Genomic DNA, 22,773 nt, shown 5'->3' on the forward strand with positions numbered 1-22,773 from the left:
TCGGCGATGACCACGCTCCTCGCCCGTTTCGCGGCGCCGACGCCCCTCGCCGGACGGTTGGCCCGGCAGTCCCTGCTGTTCGCCCTCGGCGAGGGCACCTTCATGACCGGCTCCGCGGTGTTCTTCACCCAGGTCGTGGGGCTCAGCGCCGCCCAGGTCGGGCTCGGCCTGACCCTGGCCGGGGTCGCCGCCTTCGTGGCCGCCTGGCCGATGGGCCGGCTCGTCGACCGCTACGGCCCGAAGCGGTGCTGGGCGGTGAGCGCCGCCCTCCAGGCCAGCCTCTTCGGGGTCTGGCCGTTCATCGACGGGTTCGGCGGCTACCTCGCGATGGCGGTCGCGATGGAGGTCGTCGGCGCGCTCGGCGGAGCCGCGCACGGGTCGTACACGATCGACGTCCTGCCGGCCGGCGAGCGGGTGCGCTCGCGCGCCTACATGTACTCCGCGCTCAACCTCGGGTTCACCATCGGCTCGATGCTCGGCGGCATCGCGCTGGCCTTCGAGTCCAACCAGGTGCTCCAGGTGCTGCCCTGGTTCACCGCCGCGGTCTTCCTCGGCAACGCCGCCGCCATCACCCGGCTCCCGAACGCCTCGCACGACGACCGCACCCCCGAGGAGCGCAAGGTCCGCGTGCCCGGGCCGGGCCCGCTGCGCAACGTGGGCTGGCTGGCGACGACCTTCTTCACCGGCGTCCTGTGGACCAACCAGGTCGTGCTCAACCTGGTCATCCCGCTGTGGCTGGTGGAGAAGACCGACGCGCCCCAGGTGCTGCTGGCGTTCCTGTTCGGCACCAACACGGTGATGTGCATCTTCCTGCCGATGGCCGCGGCCCGCACCGTCAAGGACGTCTCGACCGCTCTGCGCGCGATCCGCATCTCGACGGTCTTCTTCGTCCTGTCCTGCCTGATCACCCTCGTCACCCACGAGACCATCGGCTGGACGACGATCGCCCTGGTCTGGCTGGGCCACGTCACGGTCACCGGCGCCGAGCTCTACCTCTCCGCGGCCAGCTGGTCCTTCGAGGCCGAGCTGATGGACCCGCGGCGGCGCGGTGAGTACCAGGGCGCGGCCGAGCTCAGCGGCACCGCGGGCCGGGTGTGGGCGCCGGCGCTGTTCACCTTCCTCGCCATCGGGTGGGGCGAGGCGGGGTGGCTGGTCATCGCGGCGATCATCGTGGTCGCCGCGGTCGGGCTGCACCCGGCGACCCGGAGCGCCCAGCGCTTCCTCGACCAGCACGGGCCGCCCGCCGAGGAGCAGCCACCCGCCCCCTCCTCGGCCGCTCGGGGTGCGGTCGAATAGGGCCATGCGCAACCCGGTCGGCACCCACGTCCTCGTCGGGGCCGGCCTGGTGAGGGGCGCGCTCGCCTCGGCGCTCGAGCTGGGCTGCGAGGCGATGCAGGTCTTCGTCGGCAACCCGCGCGGCTGGGCGCTCAGTCCCGGTCGCCCTGCCGAGGACGCGGCGTTCCGGGAGGCGTGCGCCGAGTCGGGCATGCGGGTCCTCATCCACGCGCCGTACCTGGTGAACCCCGGGTCCCCGACGCCGGCCACCCACGAGCGCTCGGTCGCCCTGGTCGCGCACAACCTGCGCCGGGCCGTCGAGATCGGAGCCGAGGGCGTCGTGGTCCACACCGGCTCGTACGTCGACGCGACCGGCGGCGTCGCCGAGCACGAGGCGGCCCTCCGCCGGGTGCGTGAGGGTCTCCTGCCGGTGCTGGAGGCGCTCGAGGACGACGGCGACCGCACCGCGCCGTGGCTGCTGCTGGAGCCGACCGCCGGTCAGGGCCGGTCGCTGTGCGCCGGCGTCGAGGACCTCGCGCCGTACCTCGCCGCGCTCGACGACCACCCGCGGGCCGGGATCTGTCTCGACACCTGCCACGTCTTCGCGGCCGGCGCCCCGCTCGACGAGCCCGGCGGCGCGACCGCCACCCTCGACCGGGTGGTCGAGATCGGCGGTCCGGGCCGGCTCCGGCTGGTCCACGCCAACGACTCGATGGACGTCCGCGGCGCCTTCAGGGACCGCCACCAGCGCCTCGGCGAGGGCCACATCGGCGTGGGCGCCTTCGAGGAGCTGCTCGCCCACCCCGCGACCGCCGGCGTCCCGTTCATCCTGGAGACGCCCGGGTCCCGCGACGCCGGGGACCCCGGCATCGCGCTGCTGAAGGACCTTCGCAGCACGGCCTGAGACCGGCTGGCAGACTTCCGTGGTGCAGCGCCGCAACACCACCCTCCTGGCCATGCTCGCGCTGTTGGCGACGGCCGCGGTGTGGGGCTCGACGTTCGTGCTCATCAAGGACCTCCTCGACCGGGTCCCGGTCCTGGACTTCCTGGCCGTGCGCTTCCTCGTCGCCGGCGTCGTCATGGCCCTGGTGGCCCCGAGGGCGCTGGGCCGGCTCTCGCCGACCTCACGGAGCCGGGCGGTGCTGCTCGGCGGGGTCTACGGCGTCGCCCAGATCCTCCAGACCGCCGGTCTGGCCCACACCGCGGCCAGCGTCTCCGGCTTCGTGACCGGGCTGTACGTCGTCGCGACCCCGCTCCTGGCCGCCGTGCTGCTGCGCACGCGGCTGACGGGCTACACCTGGGCGGCGGTGGCCCTGGCGGCCGCCGGGCTCGGCGTCCTCACCCTCGACGGGCTCGCGATCGGCTACGGCGAGGCGATCACCCTGGTGTCGGCGGTGCTCTACGGCCTCCACATCGTCGGCCTGGGCGCCTGGGCCAACGCCGAGGAGGCGCTCGGGCTGTCGATCCTGCAGCTCCTGGTGATCGCGGTCATCTGCCTGGTCGCCACCGCCCCCGACGGCCTGGTGCTTCCCGACCGCACCGCCGACTGGATCTCGGTCGGCTACATGGCCCTCGCCGCCGGCGCCGTCGCCCTGGTCGCCCAGACGTGGGCCCAGTCCCACCTCGCGCCCACCCGCGCGGCGATCGTGATGAGCATGGAGCCGGTCTTCGCCGCCTCCTTCGCCGTCGGCCTCGGCGGCGAGTCCCCCACCTGGCGGTTGCTCCTGGGCGGTGCGATGGTCCTCACCGCGATGCTCGTCGTCGAGGCCGGCCCCCGCCGTCCGATCGAGGGCGAGGTCCAGCACCTCGCCGTCTGAGGTGGGGCCGGGGTCCGGGGTTTCCCCGGTCGACCGGGGAAACCTGAACTTGTGCACCGGGATCCCGGTGCACAAGTTCAGGGATGGGCCGCCCAGTACGGCCTCGGCCCGGCCCTGGGCTACAGTCGGGGGCGTGGCGCACACCTATTTCTTTGGACACCTGCCGGGAGCACCCGTGCAGGCTCGTCCCTAGACGCGCCTCCACCACCAACGCCCCGGCCGACGGCTCGGGGCGTTTGTCATGCCAGGGGCCGGGACGCCAGAGCACCGACCCACAGAAACCGAGGAATCACCATGGTCGTCGTCATGTCGCCGGACGCCACCGACGAGGACGTCGCGCACGTCGTCGAGAAGGTCCAGGAAGTCGGCGGTGAGGCCTTCGTCAGCAAGGGCGTCGTCCGCACCATCATCGGGCTGGTCGGGGACCTCGAGTCCTTCCACCACCTGAACCTGCGCACCCTGCGCGGCGTCGCGGACGTGCACCGCATCTCCGACCCGTACAAGCTCGTCAGCCGCCAGCACCACGCCGAGCGGTCGACGGTCTGGGTCGGCCCGACCGGGCGCCGGGTGCCGATCGGCCCCGACACCTTCACCTTCATGGCCGGTCCGTGCGCCGTCGAGTCCGCCGACCAGACGCTGGAGGCGGCGCGGATGGCGCAGTCGGCCGGCGCCACGATCCTGCGCGGCGGGGCCTACAAGCCCCGCACGTCGCCGTACGCCTTCCAGGGCCTGGGCGTGAAGGGCCTCGAGATCCTGGCCGACGTCCGCGAGGCGACCGGCATGCCGGTGGTCACCGAGGTCGTCGACGCCCGCGACGTCCCGGTCGTGGCCGAGCACGCCGACATGCTGCAGATCGGTACCCGCAACATGGCGAACTTCGGTCTCCTCCAGGCCGCCGGTGAGTCCGGCAAGCCGGTTCTGCTCAAGCGCGGCATGACCGCGACCATCGAGGAGTGGCTGATGGCGGCCGAGTACATCGCCCAGCGCGGCAACCTCGACGTCGTCCTGTGCGAGCGGGGCATCCGAACCTTCGAGCCGTCGACGCGCAACACCCTCGACATCTCGGCGGTGCCGGTCGTGCAGGCCACCAGCCACCTGCCGATCATCGTCGATCCCTCGCACGCCGCCGGCCGCAAGGACCTCGTCGTGCCGCTGTCGCGCGCCGGCATCGCGGTCGGCGCCGACGGGATCATCGTCGACGTCCACCCCACCCCGGAGACCGCGCTGTGCGACGGCCCGCAGGCCCTGCTCGGCAACGACCTGCGCGACCTCGCCCAGGCCGTGCGCAAGCTCCCGCCCGCCGTCGGGCGGGTCGACTCCTCGGAGCGCGCCGAGCGACCGTGACGACGGCGGCGGGCCGGGCCGGTGGTGCCGGGGCGATCGCGGCGCGGGTCGCCCCGGAACCGGTCGTCTAGGGTTGACGCCGGACCGAACCCCGACACCGCAGGACCGACCGCAGGAGGGCCAGCCGATGGACCAGTGCCCGCACTGCGCCCACCCCGCGGGCACGGGTCGGTTCTGCACCTCCTGCGGACGCCCGCGCGCGGAGGCCGGTGCGCCGCCCGAGGAGTGGCGCACCGACACCGCCGAGCGGCCCGCCGTCCGAACCGACGAGCCGGCCGGGCCGCCCCCGGCGTCCCCGCCGACGACACCGCAAGCGTCCCCACCGGTGGCCCCACCCGTGGCGCCGTTGCCGGCCTGGGAGCGGCCGCCCGAGCCGCGGTACCCGCTGTTCGCCGACGAGGCCCCGCGCCCGGTGCCGGCCGCCGCCCCCGTCGACCGAGACGCCGCTGACGCCGCTGACGACGAGCCGGCCGACTCGGTCCTGCCGTTCACGGACGACGAGCCGGTCGCGTGGTCGGTCGCGGCGGAGGATCCGCCCGGGCGCGCCCGCCGCGGACTGCTGCCGTGGCTGGTCGGCGCCGCCGCGCTGCTGCTCGTCGCCGGCCTCGGGGGCTACCTCCTGCTCACCGGCGACGCCGACGACACCGCCGCCGACCCGGCGCCGACGGCGCCCGCGGCGGGCAGCGACCCGTCGTCCCCGGGCGGGTCCGACTCCCCCGACGCCGACCCCTCGCCGCCGGCCGAGCCCTCCACCCCACCGACCACGAAGTCGGGTCCGAACGCCGGCGGCAAGCCCCGCGACGTCGCCGCGGCGGCCTCGGCGACCGCGCCGCAGACGGCCCGGCCCTCGCGCGACGTCGGCGGCGACGTCGTCCGCTACGGCGCCGGCAACCTGCTCGACGGCCGCGCCGACACCGCCTGGCGGATGCCCGGCGACGGCACCGGGACGACGCTGTCGATCTCGTTGGCCGAGGCGACCCGGCTGACGGAGGTCGGCCTGGTCAACGGCTACGCCAAGAAGGTCGCCGGCTACGACGGCTACACCGCGAACCGGCGGGTGACCTCGGTCGAGTGGGTCTTCGCCGACGGCACCGTCGTGCCGCAGACCCTCGTCGAGGGCCGGGGGCTGCAGGGGATCCCGGTCGACGTCGTCTCCGACACCGTCGAGCTGCGGCTCCTCGGCGTCACCCGGCCCGGCCGCGGGCCGAGCGGGCGCGACTACACCGCGATCAGCGAGATCGGCCTGGTCGGCGTCCCGATCTGATCCGCGCTCAGGAGAGCTCGGACAGCACCGCCGCGGCCCGCTCGGCGTCCGCGCGGGTGACGTCGAGGTGGGTCACCATCCGCACCGTCGTGGGTCCGACGGTCGCCACCCGAACGCCCGCGGCGGTCGCCCGCTCGACGAAGGCGGCGGCGTCGGGTCGCTGGACGACGACGATGTTGGTCTCCACCGTCGCGGGGTCGACGCCGCAGGCCTCGGCGAGCAGCCGGGCGTGGGCGTGGTCGTCGGCGAGCCGCTCGACGTGGTGGTCGAGGGCGTGCAGGCCGGCGGCGGCCAGGATGCCGACCTGGCGCATCCCGCCGCCCATCCGCTTGCGCCAGATCCGGGCCTCGGCGACGGTGTCGGCCGACCCGACGAGCAGCGAGCCGACCGGCGCCCCGAGCCCCTTCGACAGGCAGACCGAGAGGACGTCGGCCGTGGCGCCGTACTCGGCGAGCGGGGTGCCCGTCGCGACGTGGGCGTTCCAGAGCCGGGCGCCGTCGAGGTGGACCGCCGCCCCGAGCCCGGTGGCGAGCTCCTTGAGGTCGCGCAGCAGCTGCAGCGGCAGCACGGTGCCCCCGGCGAAGTTGTGGGTGTTCTCGACCGAGATCGCCGCGGTGCGCACGAAGAACGGCCCCATGTCGGGCGCGAACAGGCCGCGGACGGCGTCCAGGTCGACGTGGCCGCGGGGGTGGGTCCAGGTGCGCATCGTGACGCCGCTGTAGGCGCCGTGGGCGCCGAGCTCGGCCCGCGCGATGTGGGCCGAGGAGTCGCACAGCACCTCCTGGCCGGGCTGCACGACCGACCGGACGGCGAGCACGTTCGACATCGACCCGGTCGGCATGAACAGCGCCGCCTCGTGGCCGAGCAGCTCGGCCACCCGCTCCTCGAGGCGCGCGACGGTCGGGTCCTCGCCGTAGACGTCGTCACCGACGTCGGCACCGGCCATGGCGGCCCGCATCGACTCGGTGGGTCGGGTGAGGGTGTCGGAGCGCAGGTCGATCACGCCCCCATCTTGCCGACCCGTCGCTGATCACTGACGGGTCACCCCCGGTTCCACGCCGACCCGTCGCTGATCACTGACGGGTCACCCCCAGTTCCACGCCGACCCGTCGCTGATCACTGACGGGTCAGCGGGGGTTGTCAGGCGCGGCGGAGCATCTCCGCGACGAGGAAGGCCAGCTCGAGGGACTGCACCCGGTTGAGGCGCGGGTCGCAGACGGACTCGTAGCGGTCGCCGAGGTCGGCCTCGAGGAGCTCCTCGCCGCCGCCGACGCACTCGGTGACGTCGTCGCCGGTCAGCTCGACGTGGACGCCGCCGGGCCAGGTGCCGAGCTCGTGGTGGACGTCGAAGAAGCCCTGGACCTCCTCGATCACGTCCTCGAAGCGCCGGGTCTTGTAGCCCGAGCTGGCCTCGAAGGTGTTGCCGTGCATCGGGTCGCACACCCACGCGACCTCGAGCCCGGCGGCGGTGACCTTCTCCACGACCTGCGGCAGCCCGTCGCGGATCCTGCCGGCGCCGAAGCGGGTGATGAAGGTGAGCCGGCCCTGGGTGTTGTCGGGGTTGAGGCGCGAGGCGAGCGCGATGGCGTCGTCGGCGCTCGTGGTGGGGCCGAGCTTGACGCCGATCGGGTTGCGCACGTGGCTGAGCAGCTCGACGTGCGCGCCGTCGAGCTGGCGGGTGCGCTCGCCGATCCAGACGAAGTGGCCCGAGAGGTCGTACGGCGCCCGGGTGCGCGAGTCGATCCGGGTCATCGCGTGCTCGTACTCGAGCACGAGCGCCTCGTGGGAGATGTGGAAGTCGACGCGGTGAAACTCGTCGGGGTCGGCGCCGATGGCCTCCATGAACGCCATCGCCCGGTCGATCTCGTGAGCCATCGCCTCGTAGCGCTGGCCGGCGACGGAGTCGGCGACGAAGTCGGTGTTCCAGGTGTGCACCTTGCGCAGGTCGGCGTAGCCGCCGTCGACGAAGGCCCGGATCATGCTCAGCGTGGCCGCGGAGGTGCGGTGCACCTCGAGCAGCCGGCGCGGGTCGGGGATGCGCGACTCGGGCGTGAAGTCGTAGCCGTTGACGGCGTCGCCGCGGTACGCCGGCAGGGTGACCGGCCGGCCGTCGACCTGGCGGGTCTCGTCGTCGGAGCTGCGCGGCTTGGCGTACTGCCCGGCGAGCCGGCCGAGCTTCACGACCGGCACGGACGCGGCGTAGGTGAGGACGACGGCCATCTGGAGCAGCACGCGCAGCTTGTTGCGGGTGTTGTCGGCGGTGACGCCGGCGAAGGTCTCGGCGCAGTCACCGCCCTGCAGCAGGAACGCCTCGCCGCGGGTCACGGCGGCGAGCTTGTCGGTGAGCTCGTCGCACTCCGCGGCGAACACGAGCGGGCGGGCCGCGCGCAGCCGCTCGACGGTGGCGTCGACCGCGCCGCGGTCGGGGTACGACGGCTGCTGGGCGGGCCGGAGGGCGTGCAGGCGTGCGAGGTCGGGAAGGGTGCTGCTCACCGGCCAAGACTACGGCGTCGCGCCCGTCCCGCCCGACTCGGCGGGACGGGCGAGACGGCCGGGCTCAGTCCTCGAGCGACTCGACGTCGCGGAAGCCGGTCTTCTGGCCCCGGGCGCCGCGGTTGACCATCCAGGTGATCGCCCACAGCACGACGCCGATGGCCAGGAGCGCGCCGCCGATGCGGTACTGGATCCAGTCCTCGCGGTCGCGGGCCCACGGGCCGACGAGGAACGCGCACACGACCGCCCCGACCCACGGCGTCCAGACCGGCGCCCGGAAGGAGCCCTCGCCGCCCCTGCGGCGCAGCACCAGGCACGAGACGTGGACGACGCTGAACACGCCGAGGAGCAGCAGGCCGGTGGTGCCGGCCAGCGAGCCGACGACGTCGCTCTCCGGGTCGCTGCGCACGTAGGTGATGAGGCCGAAGGCCATCGCGGTGGTGAAGAGGATCGCGATCCACGGGGAGCGGCGTCCGGGCAGGACCCGCGCCAGCGGCCGCGGCAGCACGTCCTGCTTCGCCATGCCGTAGAGGAGCCGGCTGGCCATCAGCATGTTGATGAGCGCGGTGTTGGCGACGGCGAAGACCGTCAGGAACGGGAAGATGTCGTCGATCGGCAGCCCGGGGGCGCCGATGCGCACGACGTCGAGCAGGATGCCGGCGTCCTTGTTGACCGGCTCGAGGACGTCGTCGGGCGGGATCACCACGACCACCGCCACGGCCACGAGCACGTAGAGCAGGGCGCAGATGCCGAGGCCGGTGAGCATGACCCGCGGGAAGATCTTGTCGGGCTCGCGCACCTCCTCGACCATGTTGATGGAGTCCTCGAAGCCCACCATGGCGAAGAACGCGATCGTGGTGCCGACGGTGACGGCGGCGAACAGCGAGCGGTCGGTGTTCGACTCGAAGACCACCACCCGGCCCGCGTCACCGTTGCCGTTGACCATCGCCCACGCGCCGATCCCGATGATGACGACGAGCGCGGCGATGACGACGAGCGTCAGCACGACGTTGAACTTCACGCTCTCGCCGACGCCGCGCAGGTTGATCAGGGCCAGCACGGCGATGAAGACCAGCGCCGTGACCAGCGTCGCGCCACGACCGGTCGGCATGCCGTCGAAGATCTTCTCCAGCCCGATGAGCAGGTTCTCGGCCACCAGCCCCGACGACGTCGAGGCGCTGGTGATGCCGGAGCAGACCACCGCGAAGGCCACGATGAAGGTCACGAAGTGGACCCCGAAGGCCTTGTGCACGAAGAGCGCGGCACCGGCGGCCTGGGCGTGCTTGCTGACGAGCTCGAGGTAGGACATCGCGGTGAGGGCGGCCACGGCGAACGCGACCAGGAACGGCAGCCAGGCGACCCCGCCGACCTGCGCGGCGACGTCGCCGGTGATGGCGAAGATCCCCGCGCCGATGATGTCGCCGACGATGAACAGCAGGAGCAGCTTGGGCCCCATCACCCGCTTCAGCTCGGTGGGCTCTCCCCCGTCGGTGCCCGCATCGGTGCCCCCGCCGGTGCCGTCGGCGCCGGGTCGTGGGCCGTCGTCGGCCTTGCTCTGGTCGGTGGACATACCCGGGATACCTCCGGCTCGCGTGGCGTGTGCTCAGCCAACACCGGTCGACCCCGCCTTGTCTGCCCCTGGTCTCGGGTGTCGTCCACCAGTTTGAGGCAATGACGTCTCACGTGAGACAGTTGTGTCTCACACCCCGCCCCCGACCGACGAGGAACGAGCACCCCATGACCACCCGCGACGACGTCCTGGCCGCCGCCCAGCGCCACCTCAACGTCGATGCCCGGGCCTCGATGGCCGACCTGGCCGGTGCCGCCGGCATCAGCCGGGCCACGCTGCACCGCCACTTCGCCTCCCGCGAGGAGCTCCTGCACGAGCTCGGCACCCGCTCGATCGACCGCTGGGAGGCCAGCCTCGACGCCGCCGACGCACGCGGCGCGGCCGCCTCCGAGGACGCCGTCCGGATCCGGGCCTGCCTCGACGACCTCGTCGCCCGCTACCTCGCCGACTCCGACGACTTCGGCTTCGCCCTCACCGACACCTACCTCCTCTCCGCCGCCGACCTCGTCGAGCGCAGCGACGCCCTCGTCGAGCGCGAGGTCGCGCTGTGCGCCGCGGCCCAGGCGGCCGGCGTCCTGCGTGCGGACCTGCCGGCGCGGTGGATCTCCCACGCCCTCTACGGGCTCCTCGTCGCCGCGCGCGACGCCCTCCGCGTCGGCGATCTGCCCCGACGCGACCTCGACGCCCTCGTCCTCTCCACCTTCCTGACCGGAGCCCAGCGATGAGCACCCCCGTGAGCACCAACCTCGGCACCACGACCGGGGCCGACCCGCGCCGCTGGGCCGGGCTCGCGGTCCTGGCCGCCAGCCTCCTGGTCGTCGTGATGGACATGACGATCCTCAACGTCGCCCTGCCCGAGCTGACCGCCGACCTGCGCCCCGACGCCGTCGCCCAGCTGTGGATCGTCGACGTCTACGCGCTCGTCCTGGCCGGACTGCTGGTACCGGTCTCCGCGCTCGGCGACCGGTGGGGACGCCGCCGGATGCTGCTGGCCGGCTTCACGGTCTTCGGCGCCGCCTCGCTGCTCGTGCTGGTCGCCGACTCCGCCGGCGAGGTCATCGCCGTCCGGGCGCTGCTCGGCGTCGGCGGCGCGATGATCATGCCGACCACGCTGTCGCTCATCCGCACGCTCTTCCCCGACGCCCGCGAGCGGGCCACCGCGCTGGGCATCTGGGGTGCGATGGCCGCCGTCGGCGGCGCGATCGGGCCGATCGTCGGCGGTGCGCTCCTGGAGGCGTTCAGCTGGCACGCGGCGTTCCTGTTCAACGTGCCCGTCATGGTCGTGGCCGTCGTGGCCGGCGTGCTCCTGCTGCCCGAGAGCCGGTCGGAGCGGCCGGGCCGTCTCGACGCCGCGGGCGTCGTGGCGTCCTTCGGCGGCATGGCGTCGTTCGTCTACGGCGTCAAGCACCTCGGCAAGGAGGGGCTCGACCCGACGACCCTGGCCACCCTGGGCCTCGGCGCGGCGCTGCTGACCGGGTTCGTGCTGCGGTGCCTGCGCCAGGACGACCCGATGCTCGAGGTCCGGCTGTTCCGGCACCGGCCGTTCACCGCCGGCGTCCTCGCTGCGCTGACCAGCAGCATCGCGATGGTCGCGCTGCTGCTCCTGGGCTCGCAGTGGCTGCAGCTGGTGCACGGCTGGTCACCGCTGCAGACCGGGGCCGCCCTGCTGCCGATGGCCGTCGGCGGCATCGTCGGCTCGCCGCTGGCGCCGTCGCTGGCCGAGCGGGTCGGCGTGCGGACCGTCGTCGCCGGCGGGCTGGCCGTTGCCGGCGTCGGCCTGCTGCTGCTGTTCGTGCTCCCGCAGCCGCTGGGCTACCCCTCGGTCGCGGCCGCCCTCACCCTGGTCGGCATCGGCACGGCGTCCCTCGCGGTCGGCTCCGCGATGATCATGGGCTCCGCCCCGGCCGACCAGGCCGGCAGCGCCGCGGCGATCGAGGAGTCCTCCTTCGAGATCGGCGGCGTGCTCGGGGTCGCCGTCCTCGGCAGCCTCGCCGCCTGGACCTACCGCGACGGGCTCCCCGCCGACGCCACCGACCTGGCCCGCGAGTCCCTCGCCGGCGCCCTGGGCACCCCCGCCGCCAGCGCCGCGGTCGAGTCGTTCGAGCACTCCTTCGCCGTCTTCGGCCTGGCCGCCGGCGCCCTCCTGATCGCGGTCTCGGCGCTCATCTGGTGGCTCACCCCCGCCGACCTCGACCTGGCCGACGTCGAGCACTGACCGACGCGACCCGGACGCAGCGCCGAGTCGGCGCTGAGGTGAACTCAAATGACGCCGAGTCGGCGTCGAGTTGAACCGAAATGACGTCGAGTCGGCGTTCGCGTTCGACGCGAACGCCGACTCGGCGTGGTGGTGGGTCGGCTCAGCCGAAGAAGACCTGCGCCTCGGCGTACTCCTCGGGGCTGACGAGCTTGAGGTGGGCGGTGCCGTCGCTCAGCGGGACCCGCACGATGCGGGTGCCGCGCAGCGCCATCATGGTGCCGAAGTCGCCGTCGGCGACCGCGTCGATGGCCTGGAGGCCGAAGCGGGTGGCCAACCAGCGGTCGAACGCCGTGGGCGTGCCGCCGCGCTGCACGTGCCCGAGGACGACGGCGCGCGCCTCCTTGCCGGTGCGGTGCTCGATCTCGGAGGCGATCCGGTCGCCGATGCCGCCGAGGCGCACGTGACCGAAGGCGTCCTTCTCGCCGGAGACGAGCGTCATGTCGCCGCCCTCGGCGGGGACGGCGCCCTCGGAGACGACGATGATCGGGGCGTACTCGCTCTGGAAGCGGGTCTCGACGTGGGCGCAGATGGCCGCGATGTCGAAGGGCTGCTCGGGGATCAGGACGGCGCTCGCGCCGCCGGCGATGCCGGCGTGCAGGGCGATCCAGCCGGCGTGGCGGCCCATCACCTCCACGACGAGCACCCGGTGGTGCGACTCCGCGGTCGTGTGCAGGCGGTCGATCGCCTCGGTGGCGATGTTGACCGCGGTGTCGAAGCCGAAGGTGAAGTCGGTGCCGGAGAGGTCGTTGTCGATCGTCTTCGGGACGCCGACGACCTTGACGTCGAGCTCGGCGAGCTTGGTGGCCACGCCGAGCGTGTCCTCGCCGCCGATCGCCACGAGCGCGTCGACGCCCGCGGCCGCCATGTTCTCCTTGATCCGCTCGACGCCGCCGTCGATCTTGAACGGGTTCGTGCGGCTCGAGCCCAGGATGGTGCCGCCGCGCGGCAGGATGCCGCGGCACTGGTCGACGCCGAGCGGCATCGTGAGGCCCTCGAGCGGGCCCTGCCACCCGTTGCGGTAGCCCACGAACTCGAACCCGTGCTGCTTCACGCCCTTGCGGACGACGGCACGGATGACCGCGTTCAGACCTGGGCAGTCGCCCCCACCGGTGAGTACTCCGACCCGCATCGCACGTCCTCCTTGGATCGTTCAAAGACTTGGCCGTCCCACCTAACCACGTCGGTCGCTCGCGTGGCGACCGTCACCACACCGTGAGCACGAGCGCGGCCAGCCCGAACCCGGCGGCGACGCCGGCCGCGGCCGCCGCGACCAGGGCGAGGTAGCCGCCGACGACCGTGCGGTCGGTGGGCAGCCGCTGCGTCGTCCACCGGGGGTCGGCGTCGACGGCGACCAGCGCGTCGGGCGTGACCCGGTCGTCGAGGACGGCGACGTCGCGCCGCACGGGGTGGACGAGGAGCAGCGCCGGACCACCGTGTCCCAGGTCGAGGTCGGGCGGCACCAGCGCCGCCACCCGTCGGGCCCGGACGCCGTCCGCACCGTCGGCCAGGGCGACCAGCACCGTCAGGCTGGACGGCGCCGGACCCGCCCCGCGCACCGGCAGGAACCAGCCGTGGCGGCGGTCGGCGCGGGCCCGGACGACCCGGCCGGCCGCCGGCACCGGGACCACCTCGCCGCGCGCGATCTCGCCGGTGCCGGCGTCCACGGCGACGCGGAAGCGCCTCTCGGCCCGGCCGAGCAGCGCCGGGAAGGCTCCGATCACCACGACCTCCACGAGCAGGCCGCCGAACAGGAGCACCCACGACGCCCCGGACCCCTCACCCATGCCGGGGCCGCCGATCATCAGGCCGAGCGCGAGCCCGAACCCGGCGACCAGCAGCCGGGTGGGCCGGGACAGGTCGTTGAGCACGGGCACGATCCTGCCCCGTGACCGGCCGCGTACCCTCGCCGCCATGACGTTCTCGATCGTGGCCCGCTCCGACGACGGCGACTCGTGGGGCGTCGCGGTGGCCTCCAAGTTCCTGGCGGTCGGGTCGGTCGTGCCGGCCGCCGTCGCCCAGGTCGGCGCCCTCGCGACCCAGGCCCACGCCAACGTCGCCTACAAGGGGCTGGCCCTGTCCCACCTCGACGAGGGCGCCACCGCGCCGATCGCGCTCGACCGCCTCCTCGAGGAGGACGACGGGCGCGACCACCGCCAGGTCGGGATCGTCGACGTCGACGGCGGTGCCGCCTCCCACACCGGGTCGGCCTGCATCGACTGGGCCGGCGGCGTGACCGGCGCCGGCTTCGCGATCCAGGGCAACTGCCTGGCCGGCGAGGAGGTCGTCGAGGCGATGCGGGCCACCTGGGAGGCCGGCGCCGGGACGCCGTTCGACCGCCGGCTGCTCGAGGCGCTGGCCGCGGGCGACGCCGCCGGCGGCGACAAGCGCGGGCGGCAGTCGGCCGCGCTCCTCGTCGTGCGCGACGAGGCCGGCTACGACGGCGGCGACGACATCGCGGTCGACCTGCGCGTCGACGACCACGCCACCCCGGTCGACGAGCTCGCCCGGCTGCTCGACCTCAACGAGATCTACCTCGTCGCCTCCACCGAGGAGGAGAAGGTGCCGGTCGACGAGGCGCTGCGCGGGGAGCTGGAGGCGTTCGCCCGCGACCAGGGCCACCCCGACTTCACGACCTGGGTCGGCACCGAGAACTACGAGATGCGCGTCGACGCCGGGCTCGCCTGGGTCGACCAGCGGGTGCTCGCCATCGTCCGCGCGGTGGGGTCGCTGTCCTGAGCGAGCCCGGCGTGCCCGCCGCGTCCCCCGGGTCCGTGTTCCCCGGGTCCGGCGACCCCGGGGTCCTGGTCGTCCGCGTCGGGGCCGGCGCGGTCGCCGCGAGCCTCGGTGCCGCGACGGCCCGCCGCACGGTCCCGGACGCCGACCGGCCCGAGCCCGGCGCGCTGTGGCGCGCGACCCTCGCAGCGGCCCTGGAGGTGCTCGACGCCGCCGGCCCGCCCGGGCCGACGACGGTCGAGGTCGTCGGCGACGGGGGCACCGTCGTGTGGTGGGACGTCGACACGCTCGGCTCACCCCTGCCGGTCGCACGCACCGAGGACGCCGCCGCGCACCTGGCCGGCCTGGCCGCCACCGAGCCGCACACCTGGGCGCTGGCCGTCGCGGGCCGCTACGCCGCGGGCGACGTCGCGTCGTACCTGGTGGCGCGGATGACGCGCGGGCTGGAGCACCTGCTGCTCCCCGGTCCGGCCTGGGACCTCGGCCGCTGCCGGGACGCCGGCGTCCCCGCCGACATCCTGCCCGAGCCCGCGCCGCGCGGCGTCCCGGTCGCGACCACCGACCCCGCGACCTTCCTCGGCCTGGCCGTCCCGCTCACGCTCCGGGCGCCCCCGGCGGGGTAGTGCGGGGCTACGACAGCCCGGCCAGCACCGCCGCCGCGGCGTCGCGCTCGGCGGTGGCGTGCTCGAGGGTGTCGTGGGCCTCCTCGCGCACGGCCTCGGCGTCACCCAGCTCGTCGTCGACCTCGTCGTAGGTCTCCTCGAGCTCGGCGATCCTGCGCTTGAGCTCGTCGATCTCGGCCTCGATCTGCAGCTGGCGGGCGCGGAGCTGCTCGACGTCGGCGGCCGCCTCGTCGTGCGCCGCGCGGGCCTGCTCGACGGCCTCCTCGGCCTCGTCGACGGCGTCCTGGGCGGCCTCGCGGGCCTTCTCGCCGGCGTCGGGGTCCGGGACGACGCGCAGGTCGGGCCGGGCCGGCGCCGCGGCCTCGCGGGGGACGGCGACGTGGCCGAGCGCCGCGGGCACGGCGACCGCCGCGAGCGCCGTGGCCCGGTCGGCGTCCTCGTCAACGCCGGTGGTGCTCAGGGCGACGACGAGGAGCCCGCTGCTGACGGCCTCGCCGCACGCTGCCGAGACCATCGCCGCCGTCAGCGTTGCCTCGACCTGGTCGGCGACGGCCGGCGTGACCTTGACGCCCTCCTCGCGGGCCAGCGACCGCGCCTGGGTGGTGATCGCGGCCGTGAGCTGGCGGCGCTGCTTGGTCAGCTCACGCAGCTCGGGGCCCGACATCCCGGCCTGGGCCTCGCGCAGGGCGGCCCCGACCGCGAGCACCTGCTCGACCTGCTCGCCAGCCCGGCGGGCGAAGAGGTTGAGCACCCACGCCGCCAGCGACGGCTTCCTGAGCGCCTTCACCGGTCCGGCCAGCCCGGCGTGGTCGCCGCCCTTGAGTGCCTTGGCCCGCGCGTCGCGGGCCGGGGTGAACTCCCCCAGCGGCAGCGCGTAGAGCTCGTCGGCGATCTCGAGCAGGACGTCGTCGTCCTCGGCCACCGTCACCCCGCTCAGTCCTCGTCGAGCCCGCGCTCGATGGCGTAGCGGGTCAGCTCGACCCGGTTGTGCATCTGCAGCTTGCGCAGGGTGTTCTGCACGTGGTTCTGGACGGTGCGGTGCGACAGCACCAGGCGCTCGGCGATCTGCTTGTACGACATCCCCTTGGCGACCATCTTGAGCACCTCGGTCTCGCGCTCGGTCAGCTCCGGGTTGCCGGTGATCGACGGGTCGCCGGCGGGCTCGGAGAGGCGTCGGAACTCGCCCAGCACCAGCCCGGCCAGGCCGGGGGTGAAGACCGAGTCGCCGCGCGCCACGCGCCGCACGGCGTCGAGGAGCTCCTCGCGGGAGGCCGACTTCACCAGGTAGCCGGTGGCGCCGGCCTTGACCGCCTCCAGGACGTCGTCCTGCTCGCCGGAGGCCGAGAGGATCAGCACCCGTGCGCTCGGGTCCTGCTGGAGCACCTGCTGGGTGACCTCGACGCCGTTCGGCGCCGGGATCTGGAGGTCGAGGACGACGACCTGCGGCCGCGCCGCGGCGAAGCGCGCCAGCGCCTGCGTGCCGTCGGCGGCCACCGCCACCACCTGCAGGCCCGCGGCCTGGAGGTCCCGCTCGACGGCGTCGCGCCACATCGGGTGGTCGTCGACGACCATCACCCGGATCGCCTGCTCGCCCGGCTGACCGGACGGGCTCGCCTCGTCCGGACGTCTGGTCTCCCCTGCGCTCACCCGGCCGACCCTAGGCCACGCGGTCAGCCGGAGGGTTCGGTGCGGTAGCGCCCCCGCCGGTGCAGGAGCGGGGCGTCGTCGTCACCGACCACGAGGTCGTCGACGGTGCAGGTGAGCTGCAGCGACCACCCGACGGTGGCCGCGGACTCCACGCTCACCGCCGCCCACGTCGCGGCGTCGGCCAGCCGCGGGCCGGCGTCGGTCTCGTCGAAGGTCGCCATCCGGAACGGGCCGCCCGGCGCGGGCGCGACGCCGGCGAAGGCGTCGGCGAGGTCGCGGTGGTGCCACGACAGCAGGTGGACGACGGCCCGGCCGGTGCGCTCGACGACGTCGGCCAGGTCGGAGTCGGGATCGACCAGGGCCAGCAGGCGGGCCGGCTCGCCGTGGGCGACCAGCAGCGAGCTGACGGTCAGCCCCGCCCTGGCGCCCGGCGCGGATCCGGCGCCGGCGGTCCAGAGCGAGACCGCTCCCCCGACCCGGCCGCGCAGGCGCCGGACCGGGTCGTCGCCGGTCGCGAAGGGGTGTCCGGAGTGGATGGTCATCGCGGCACCACCAGCTCCCACTCGGTGCCGTAGGAGCCGGTGCTCAGCTGGGCGGTGCCGCCCAGGTCGGCGACCCGGCCCCGGATCGACTCGCTCACGCCCAGCCGCCCGGCGGCCGCGGCCTCCTCGAGGCGGCCCGCGGGGATGCCGGGACCCTCGTCGCGCACCGACACCTCGACCCGGTCGGGGAACGCCTCGAGCAGCACCCAGGCCGGCGCGCCCTCGCCGACGTGCGCGGTGACGTTGTCGAGGCAGGCGGCCACGACGGCGACCACCTCGGCGGCCGCCGCCGACGGCAGCTCCACCGGACCGCCGGGCACGGCGACGTCGACGCCGGGACGGAGGCTGAGCCGCCCCAGCCGGGAGGCCAGGTCGACGGTGCCGGCGGTGCCGGCGTCGCTGACGGCGTCCTGGGAGCGGATCAGGGTGCGCAGCGCCGACTCCTGCTCGCCCGCGAGCCGGCCCAGGTCGGCGGCCGGCCCCCCGATCTCGGCGCCCCTGCGCTGCACGAGCGCCAGCACCTGCAGGACGCCGTCGTGGACGACGCGTGCGAGCCGGGCCCGTTCGGTGGCCGCCGCCGCGGTCCGCTGGGCCTCGTCGCGCTCGGCGGCCATCTGCTGCAGCGAGCCGCACATGAATCCCACGATCGGGCCGCCGATCATCAGCAGGAAGAAGTTGCTGTAGTTGGTCTGGGTGAGCTCGTCACGCAGGAGGAGGTCGGCGCCGCCGATCAGGACGCCGGCGACGAACCCGCCCGGCGTGCGGAACCGGATCGCCCACGCGAACAGCGCCGCCATCACCCAGAACCCCGGGATGGTCGCGTTGAACCACGGCCCCTTGACCAGCGGCGTGAGCGCGATCAGCGCCAGGGTCAGGCCCAGGTCGCAGTAGAGCAGCAGCTGGCCGCGGCGGGCGCGGTCGGCGTAGGCCCAGGTGGCGAACGTCGTCCACGCGACCATCACCGCCACCAGCACGTAGCCGGCGGTCGGGTGGTCGTAGTTGTCGACGCCGCGGTAGAGCGCGAGGCCGACCGCGTTGGCCAGCACCACCCAGCGCAGCACCGCGACGGCCCGGAACAGCCGGTCCTCCACCGCGACCGCCGCGTGGACCCCGTTGCCGCTGACGGGAGCCAGCCGGGTCAGGACGCCTTCTTCTGCTCGGCCGCGCTCTCGGCCCGCGCCTCGGCGTCGGCCTTCTTCGACTCCTCCTTGGCGACGCCGGCGTACTTGTCGACGTACTCCTGGCCGGAGAGCCGCATGATCTCGTACATGATCTCGTCGGTGATCGAGCGCAGGATGTAGCGGTCGTTCTCCATGCCCTCGTAGCGCGAGAAGTCGAGCGGCTTGCCGAAGCGCACGACCGGGCGGGTGAAGGTGCCGAACTTCTTGCCCGGCGGCGCCACCACGTCGGTGCCGACGACCGCGGTCGGGACCACCGGGACACCAGTCTCGAGCGCGAGCCGCGCGACCCCGGTCTTGCCGCGGTAGAGCCTGCCGTCGTGGGAGCGGGTGCCCTCGGGGTAGATGCCGAAGAGCCCGCCGGCGTCGAGGACCTTGCGCGCCGACATCATCGCGCCGGCCGCCGCGTCGGCGCCGGAGCGGTCGATCGGCACCTGGCCGGCGCCGGAGAAGAACTGCTTCTGCAGCCAGCCCTTGAGGCCGGGGGTGGTGAAGTACTCGGCCTTGGCGACGAAGGTGACGCGCCGCGGGAGGGTCAGCGGCATGAACAACCAGTCGGCGTAGGACAGGTGGTTGCTGGCGAGGATGGCCGGGCCCTCGGCGGGCACGTGGTCATCACCCTCGACCTGCGGACGGAAGACGACGCGGAGCAGCGGCCCCAGAGCGATCCACTTCAGGAACCAGTAGAACAACGCGACACCCCTCCAACGCGACCTGCCTGACCGACCTGCGCAGCGTAGACCCTCGCGTGGCCCACCTCACCAGTCCAGCGCCGCGTCTCACCGCCGCGGCGTGCGGCATGATCGCGCCATGTCCCTCGACCGGTCCCTCGACGCCCTGCACGAGCCGCTCACCGTCGCCGCCCGGCCCGAGCTGACCGACGGCCGCCGGATCGGGGTGCTGCTCAGCCACGGCTTCACCGGATCGCCGTACTCGATCCGGCCGTGGGGCCAGCACCTCGCCGACCGCGGGTACGGCGTCACCGTGCCGCGGCTGCCGGGGCACGGCACCACCTGGCAGAACCTCAACGCGCACCGCTGGGAGGACTGGTACGGCGAGCTCACCCGGGCCTTCGACGCGCTCTGCCTCGAGAACGACGCCGTCGTGGTGGGCGGGCTGTCGATGGGCGGCGCGCTGGCGATCCGGCTCGCCGAGGAGCACCCCGACCGGGTCTCCGGGCTGCTGCTGGTCAACCCGGCCGTCGCCTCCGCGCGCCAGGACCTCAAGCTGCTGCCGGTCCTCAAGCGGGTGGTGCGCTCCTTCCCCGGCATCGCCAGCGACATCAAGAAGCCCGGCCAGGTCGAGCACGGCTACGACCGGACGCCGCTGCGGGCGATCCACTCGTTCGTGCAGGTGTGGCCGACGATCATCGCCGACCTGCCGCGGGTGACCTGCCCCCTGGTCTACTTCCGCTCGGCGGTCGACCACGTCGTCGACGACGCCTCGCAGCCGATCATCCTCGGCGGCGTCTCCTCGACCGACGTCACCGAGGTGCCGCTGCCCGAGAGCTTCCACGTCGCGACCCTCGACAACGACGCCCCGACGATCTTCGCCGGCAGCGCGGAGTTCGTGGCGCGCGTGACCGCCGCGTAAAGTCGAGGCGTGCCCACGGACGACGACGAGGCCTGGAAGGCCATCGTCGACAACTACGGCGACCGGCCGACCGTCGAGGACGACGCTCCCCCGGCCGCCCACCGGCCCGACCCGGCGCCGGAGCCGACGCCCCCGCCGCGCGAGCGGGCGAGCGCGACCTGGGACGACGAGTACCCCGACTCCGACTGGAGCACCGACCGGTTCGTCCCGCCCGTGCCGCCGCCGGTCCCGACGCCCTCACCCGACCGGCACGCGGCGTGGATCGGCGTGTTCGGCTCCCCGGCGATCCTGCTGATCTGCCTGGTCCTGCAGATCCGGGTGCCCGAGCTGGTGGCCTACCTGCTGGTGGCCGGCTTCGTGGGCGGCTTCCTCTACCTGGTCTTCACGATGACCCGCGAGCCCCGCGATCCGGACGACGACGGCGCGGTTTTATGACGCCCGAGCGGTAGTCGCCGGCGCCGATCGTCTGGACGCCGCGCACGCTGCGGGCGGTGCGGGCCGACCGGGCCGAGCCGGCCCAGCGCGCCGAGCGGGAGAGCAGCGCGGCGCCGATCAGCCCGGCCTCCGGACCGAGCCGGGCGCCGACGACCTGCGGTGGGGTGCGGTGGCCGGCCCCGACGACGGTGCGGGCCAGCGCCGCGCGGGCCGGCTCGAGGAGCCGGTCCCCCGCCGCGGACACGCCGCCGCCGACGACGACGAGCTCGGGGTCGAAGGCCGAGGTGAGTCCGCCGAGACCGACGCCGAGCCACTCACCGATCGCCGCGAACGCCTGGCCGGCGACCGGGTCGCCCTGCTCGGCCGCCGCGGTCACCATCGGGCCGGTCAGCTGCTCCGGCCGGGCGTCGCAGAGGTCGGTGAGGATCGAGGGGCCGGGGTCGAGGTGGGCGCGCGCGAAGCGCACCAGCGCGTTGCCGGAGCAGTACTGCTCCCAGCAGCCCGACATCCCGCACTCGCAGTTGCGGCCGTCGGGGACGACCTGCATGTGGCCGAACTCGCCGGCCATGCCCTGGGCGCCGCGCACCAGCTGGCCGGCCATCACGATCGCCCCGCCGATGCCGGTGCCGAGGGTGATCATCAGGGCCGAGGAGGAGCCGCGGGCGGCACCGAACGCCGTCTCGGCGACGGCGGCGCAGTTGGCGTCGTTGTCGAGCGCCACCGGGGCGCCCCACCGCCGGCTGAGGCGCTCGCGCACCCGCTCGCCGGCCCACGGCAGGTGCGGGGCGAACATGACCCGCTCCCCCGCGGCGTCGACGAAGCCGGCCGCGGCGAGGCCCACGCCGGCGATCCGGCGTCCGGCGGCGACGTCGAGGACCGCCTCGGTGAGGGCGTCCTCGACGGAGGCGACGCTGACCCGGCGACCGGGTGTGCTGCGCCGCGCCGTCCGCACGACGGTCCCGGCGCGCGTCACCTCGCCGGCGAGGACCTTCGTCCCGCCGACGTCGACGCCGATGTAGAGCACCATGTCGCCGCCTCAGCCCACGGTCATCGTCGCGCCAGGTCGGCCGCGCCGATGACGCCGGCCCGGTTGCCCAGCGACGCCGCCCGGATCTCCAGCACCGGGCGGTGCCCGCGGCCGGTGAGCTCGCCCTCGAACGCCTCGCGCACCGGGTCGAGCAGCAGGTCGCCGGCCTCGCTGACCCCGCCGCCGACGACGACGGCGCCGGGGTCGAGCACGGCGGTGAGGGACGCGATCGCCTCGCCGAGCCAGCGCCCGACCTCCGCGACCCGCTCGATGGCGAACGGGTCGCCGTCGGCGGCGGCCGCGGTGATGAGCGGCCCGTTGATCGCGGCGGCGTCACCGCCGGCACGCTCGAGGAGCGCGGCGGCCTCGGGGGTGGAGGCGAGGCCGCGGGTGACCTTGACCAGGGCCGAGCCGCTGGCGTACTGCTCGATGCAGCCGCGGTTGCCGCAGCCGCAGAGCCGGCCGCCGGGCACCACGCGCAGGTGCCCGATCTCGGCCGCGGCACCGAACCCGCCGCGGTAGAGCTCGCCGTCGATCACGATGCCGCCGCCCACGCCGGTGCCGACGGTGACCATGAGCATGTCGTCGACGTCGAAGGCGGCACCGAAGGTGAACTCGCCCCACGCGGCGGCGTTGGCGTCGTTCTCCACGACGACGGGCAGGCCGACCCGCTTCTGGATCTCGGTGCCGAGGTCCTCGTCGCGCCAGGCGACGTTGGGGGCGAACATCACCACCTTGCGGCCGGAGTCGACGTAGCCGGCCGCGCCGATGCCGACGCCGGTCAGCTCGTGGCGGCTGCCCAGCTCGGCGACGAGCTCGGCGATCGCGTCCTCGACGGCCTCGGCGTCGGTGGCCGGCGACACGACCCGGTGCTCGTCGAGCACCCGTCCGTGCGAGTCGACCACCGCGCCGGCGATCTTGGTGCCGCCCACGTCGATGCCGCAGGTGAGCCCTCCCGCGGTGCCGTGCGGAGTG

Annotated in this window: 23 protein-coding genes; 11 read left to right on the forward strand and 12 right to left on the reverse strand. The window is 74.4% G+C overall.

Annotation, left to right across the window (positions count from 1 at the left end):
* Positions 1-6 precede the first annotated feature (6 nt).
* The 5 genes from FE634_RS13360 (at position 7) to FE634_RS13380 (ending at position 5,700) form a co-directional block, all read left to right on the forward strand.
* Positions 7-1,296, forward strand: coding sequence for an MFS transporter (locus FE634_RS13360; RefSeq protein ID WP_137292750.1), 1,290 nt, complete (start codon positions 7-9; stop codon positions 1,294-1,296).
* Between the two features lie 4 nt (positions 1,297-1,300).
* On the forward strand, positions 1,301-2,179 hold the full coding sequence (locus FE634_RS13365) for a deoxyribonuclease IV (RefSeq protein WP_138876168.1): 879 nt from the start codon (positions 1,301-1,303) through the stop codon (positions 2,177-2,179).
* A 22-nt stretch (positions 2,180-2,201) separates the two neighbouring features.
* Complete coding sequence (locus tag FE634_RS13370; RefSeq protein ID WP_262347418.1) at positions 2,202-3,092, forward strand: DMT family transporter; 891 nt, start codon at positions 2,202-2,204, stop codon at positions 3,090-3,092.
* 294 nt (positions 3,093-3,386) lie between these two features.
* Complete coding sequence (aroF, locus tag FE634_RS13375) at positions 3,387-4,436, forward strand: 3-deoxy-7-phosphoheptulonate synthase (RefSeq protein WP_137292752.1); 1,050 nt, start codon at positions 3,387-3,389, stop codon at positions 4,434-4,436.
* A 325-nt stretch (positions 4,437-4,761) separates the two neighbouring features.
* Positions 4,762-5,700: an NADase-type glycan-binding domain-containing protein gene (locus FE634_RS13380; protein WP_138876169.1), complete on the forward strand. Its 939-nt coding sequence runs from the start codon at positions 4,762-4,764 to the stop codon at positions 5,698-5,700.
* Between the two features lie 7 nt (positions 5,701-5,707).
* Here the strand turns inward: FE634_RS13380 and FE634_RS13385 are convergent, their stop codons facing one another.
* From FE634_RS13385 to FE634_RS13395, 3 genes are all read right to left on the reverse strand, one after another.
* Positions 5,708-6,703: a threonine aldolase family protein gene (locus FE634_RS13385; protein WP_138876170.1), complete on the reverse strand. Its 996-nt coding sequence runs from the start codon at positions 6,701-6,703 to the stop codon at positions 5,708-5,710.
* 137 nt (positions 6,704-6,840) lie between these two features.
* Complete coding sequence (locus tag FE634_RS13390) at positions 6,841-8,193, reverse strand: class II 3-deoxy-7-phosphoheptulonate synthase (protein WP_138876171.1); 1,353 nt, start codon at positions 8,191-8,193, stop codon at positions 6,841-6,843.
* A gap of 64 nt (positions 8,194-8,257) precedes the next feature.
* Positions 8,258-9,763 carry an APC family permease gene (locus tag FE634_RS13395; protein ID WP_138876172.1) on the reverse strand — a complete coding sequence of 502 codons (1,506 nt, stop codon included), beginning with the start codon at positions 9,761-9,763 and terminating at the stop codon, positions 8,258-8,260.
* A gap of 167 nt (positions 9,764-9,930) precedes the next feature.
* On the opposite strand from FE634_RS13395, the gene FE634_RS13400 reads away from it, so the two are divergent.
* Together FE634_RS13400 and FE634_RS13405 are read left to right on the forward strand one after the other, a co-directional pair.
* Positions 9,931-10,488, forward strand: a complete 558-nt coding sequence (locus FE634_RS13400; RefSeq protein WP_137292757.1) for a TetR/AcrR family transcriptional regulator — start codon at positions 9,931-9,933, stop codon at positions 10,486-10,488.
* Positions 10,485-11,978, forward strand: coding sequence for an MFS transporter (locus tag FE634_RS13405; RefSeq protein ID WP_138876173.1), 1,494 nt, complete (start codon positions 10,485-10,487; stop codon positions 11,976-11,978). Before FE634_RS13400 ends, FE634_RS13405 begins: the two co-directional genes overlap by 4 nt.
* Before the next feature lie 142 nt (positions 11,979-12,120).
* On the opposite strand, the gene FE634_RS13410 is transcribed toward FE634_RS13405, so the two are convergent.
* Together FE634_RS13410 and FE634_RS13415 are read right to left on the reverse strand one after the other, a co-directional pair.
* Entirely contained in the window at positions 12,121-13,149 is a 1,029-nt protein-coding gene (locus tag FE634_RS13410) for a 6-phosphofructokinase (RefSeq protein WP_138876174.1), read from the reverse strand.
* Between the two features lie 73 nt (positions 13,150-13,222).
* Complete coding sequence (locus FE634_RS13415) at positions 13,223-13,888, reverse strand: hypothetical protein (RefSeq protein ID WP_138876175.1); 666 nt, start codon at positions 13,886-13,888, stop codon at positions 13,223-13,225.
* A 43-nt stretch (positions 13,889-13,931) separates the two neighbouring features.
* Between FE634_RS13415 and FE634_RS13420 the strand changes: the two genes are divergently transcribed.
* Together FE634_RS13420 and FE634_RS13425 are read left to right on the forward strand one after the other, a co-directional pair.
* Entirely contained in the window at positions 13,932-14,756 is an 825-nt protein-coding gene (locus FE634_RS13420; protein WP_138876176.1) for a DUF1028 domain-containing protein, read from the forward strand.
* Between the two features lie 11 nt (positions 14,757-14,767).
* A complete protein-coding gene (locus FE634_RS13425; protein ID WP_138876177.1) occupies positions 14,768-15,376 on the forward strand; it encodes an acetate and sugar kinases/Hsc70/actin family protein in 609 nt (202 codons plus the stop codon).
* A gap of 7 nt (positions 15,377-15,383) precedes the next feature.
* On the opposite strand, the gene FE634_RS13430 is transcribed toward FE634_RS13425, so the two are convergent.
* The 5 genes from FE634_RS13430 to FE634_RS13450 all read right to left on the reverse strand — a co-directional run bounded on the left by FE634_RS13430 (position 15,384) and on the right by FE634_RS13450 (position 19,435).
* A complete protein-coding gene (locus tag FE634_RS13430) occupies positions 15,384-16,304 on the reverse strand; it encodes a hypothetical protein (RefSeq protein WP_262347419.1) in 921 nt (306 codons plus the stop codon).
* Between the two features lie 5 nt (positions 16,305-16,309).
* Positions 16,310-16,948 carry a response regulator gene (locus FE634_RS13435; protein WP_137292861.1) on the reverse strand — a complete coding sequence of 213 codons (639 nt, stop codon included), beginning with the start codon at positions 16,946-16,948 and terminating at the stop codon, positions 16,310-16,312.
* 98 nt (positions 16,949-17,046) lie between these two features.
* On the reverse strand, positions 17,047-17,565 hold the full coding sequence (locus FE634_RS13440; RefSeq protein ID WP_137292763.1) for a flavin reductase family protein: 519 nt from the start codon (positions 17,563-17,565) through the stop codon (positions 17,047-17,049).
* Positions 17,562-18,656: a MacS family sensor histidine kinase gene (gene macS / locus FE634_RS13445; protein ID WP_262347420.1), complete on the reverse strand. Its 1,095-nt coding sequence runs from the start codon at positions 18,654-18,656 to the stop codon at positions 17,562-17,564. The genes FE634_RS13440 and macS overlap by 4 nt, the downstream gene beginning before the upstream one ends.
* Positions 18,657-18,703: 47 nt before the next feature.
* Entirely contained in the window at positions 18,704-19,435 is a 732-nt protein-coding gene (locus tag FE634_RS13450) for a lysophospholipid acyltransferase family protein (RefSeq protein WP_137292765.1), read from the reverse strand.
* 118 nt (positions 19,436-19,553) lie between these two features.
* Between FE634_RS13450 and FE634_RS13455 the strand changes: the two genes are divergently transcribed.
* Together FE634_RS13455 and FE634_RS13460 are read left to right on the forward strand one after the other, a co-directional pair.
* Entirely contained in the window at positions 19,554-20,336 is a 783-nt protein-coding gene (locus FE634_RS13455) for an alpha/beta hydrolase (protein WP_137292766.1), read from the forward strand.
* 9 nt (positions 20,337-20,345) lie between these two features.
* A complete protein-coding gene (locus FE634_RS13460) occupies positions 20,346-20,771 on the forward strand; it encodes a hypothetical protein (RefSeq protein WP_137292767.1) in 426 nt (141 codons plus the stop codon).
* On the opposite strand, the gene FE634_RS13465 is transcribed toward FE634_RS13460, so the two are convergent.
* Complete coding sequence (locus tag FE634_RS13465; protein ID WP_137292768.1) at positions 20,719-21,798, reverse strand: ROK family protein; 1,080 nt, start codon at positions 21,796-21,798, stop codon at positions 20,719-20,721. The genes FE634_RS13460 and FE634_RS13465 overlap by 53 nt on opposite strands.
* 20 nt (positions 21,799-21,818) lie before the next feature.
* Positions 21,819-22,730, reverse strand: coding sequence for an ROK family glucokinase (locus FE634_RS13470; RefSeq protein ID WP_246060568.1), 912 nt, complete (start codon positions 22,728-22,730; stop codon positions 21,819-21,821).
* Positions 22,731-22,773 lie beyond the last annotated feature (43 nt).

Origin of the sequence: Nocardioides sp. S-1144 (assembly GCF_005954645.2) — a bacterium.
GTDB lineage: Bacteria > Actinomycetota > Actinomycetes > Propionibacteriales > Nocardioidaceae > Nocardioides > Nocardioides dongxiaopingii.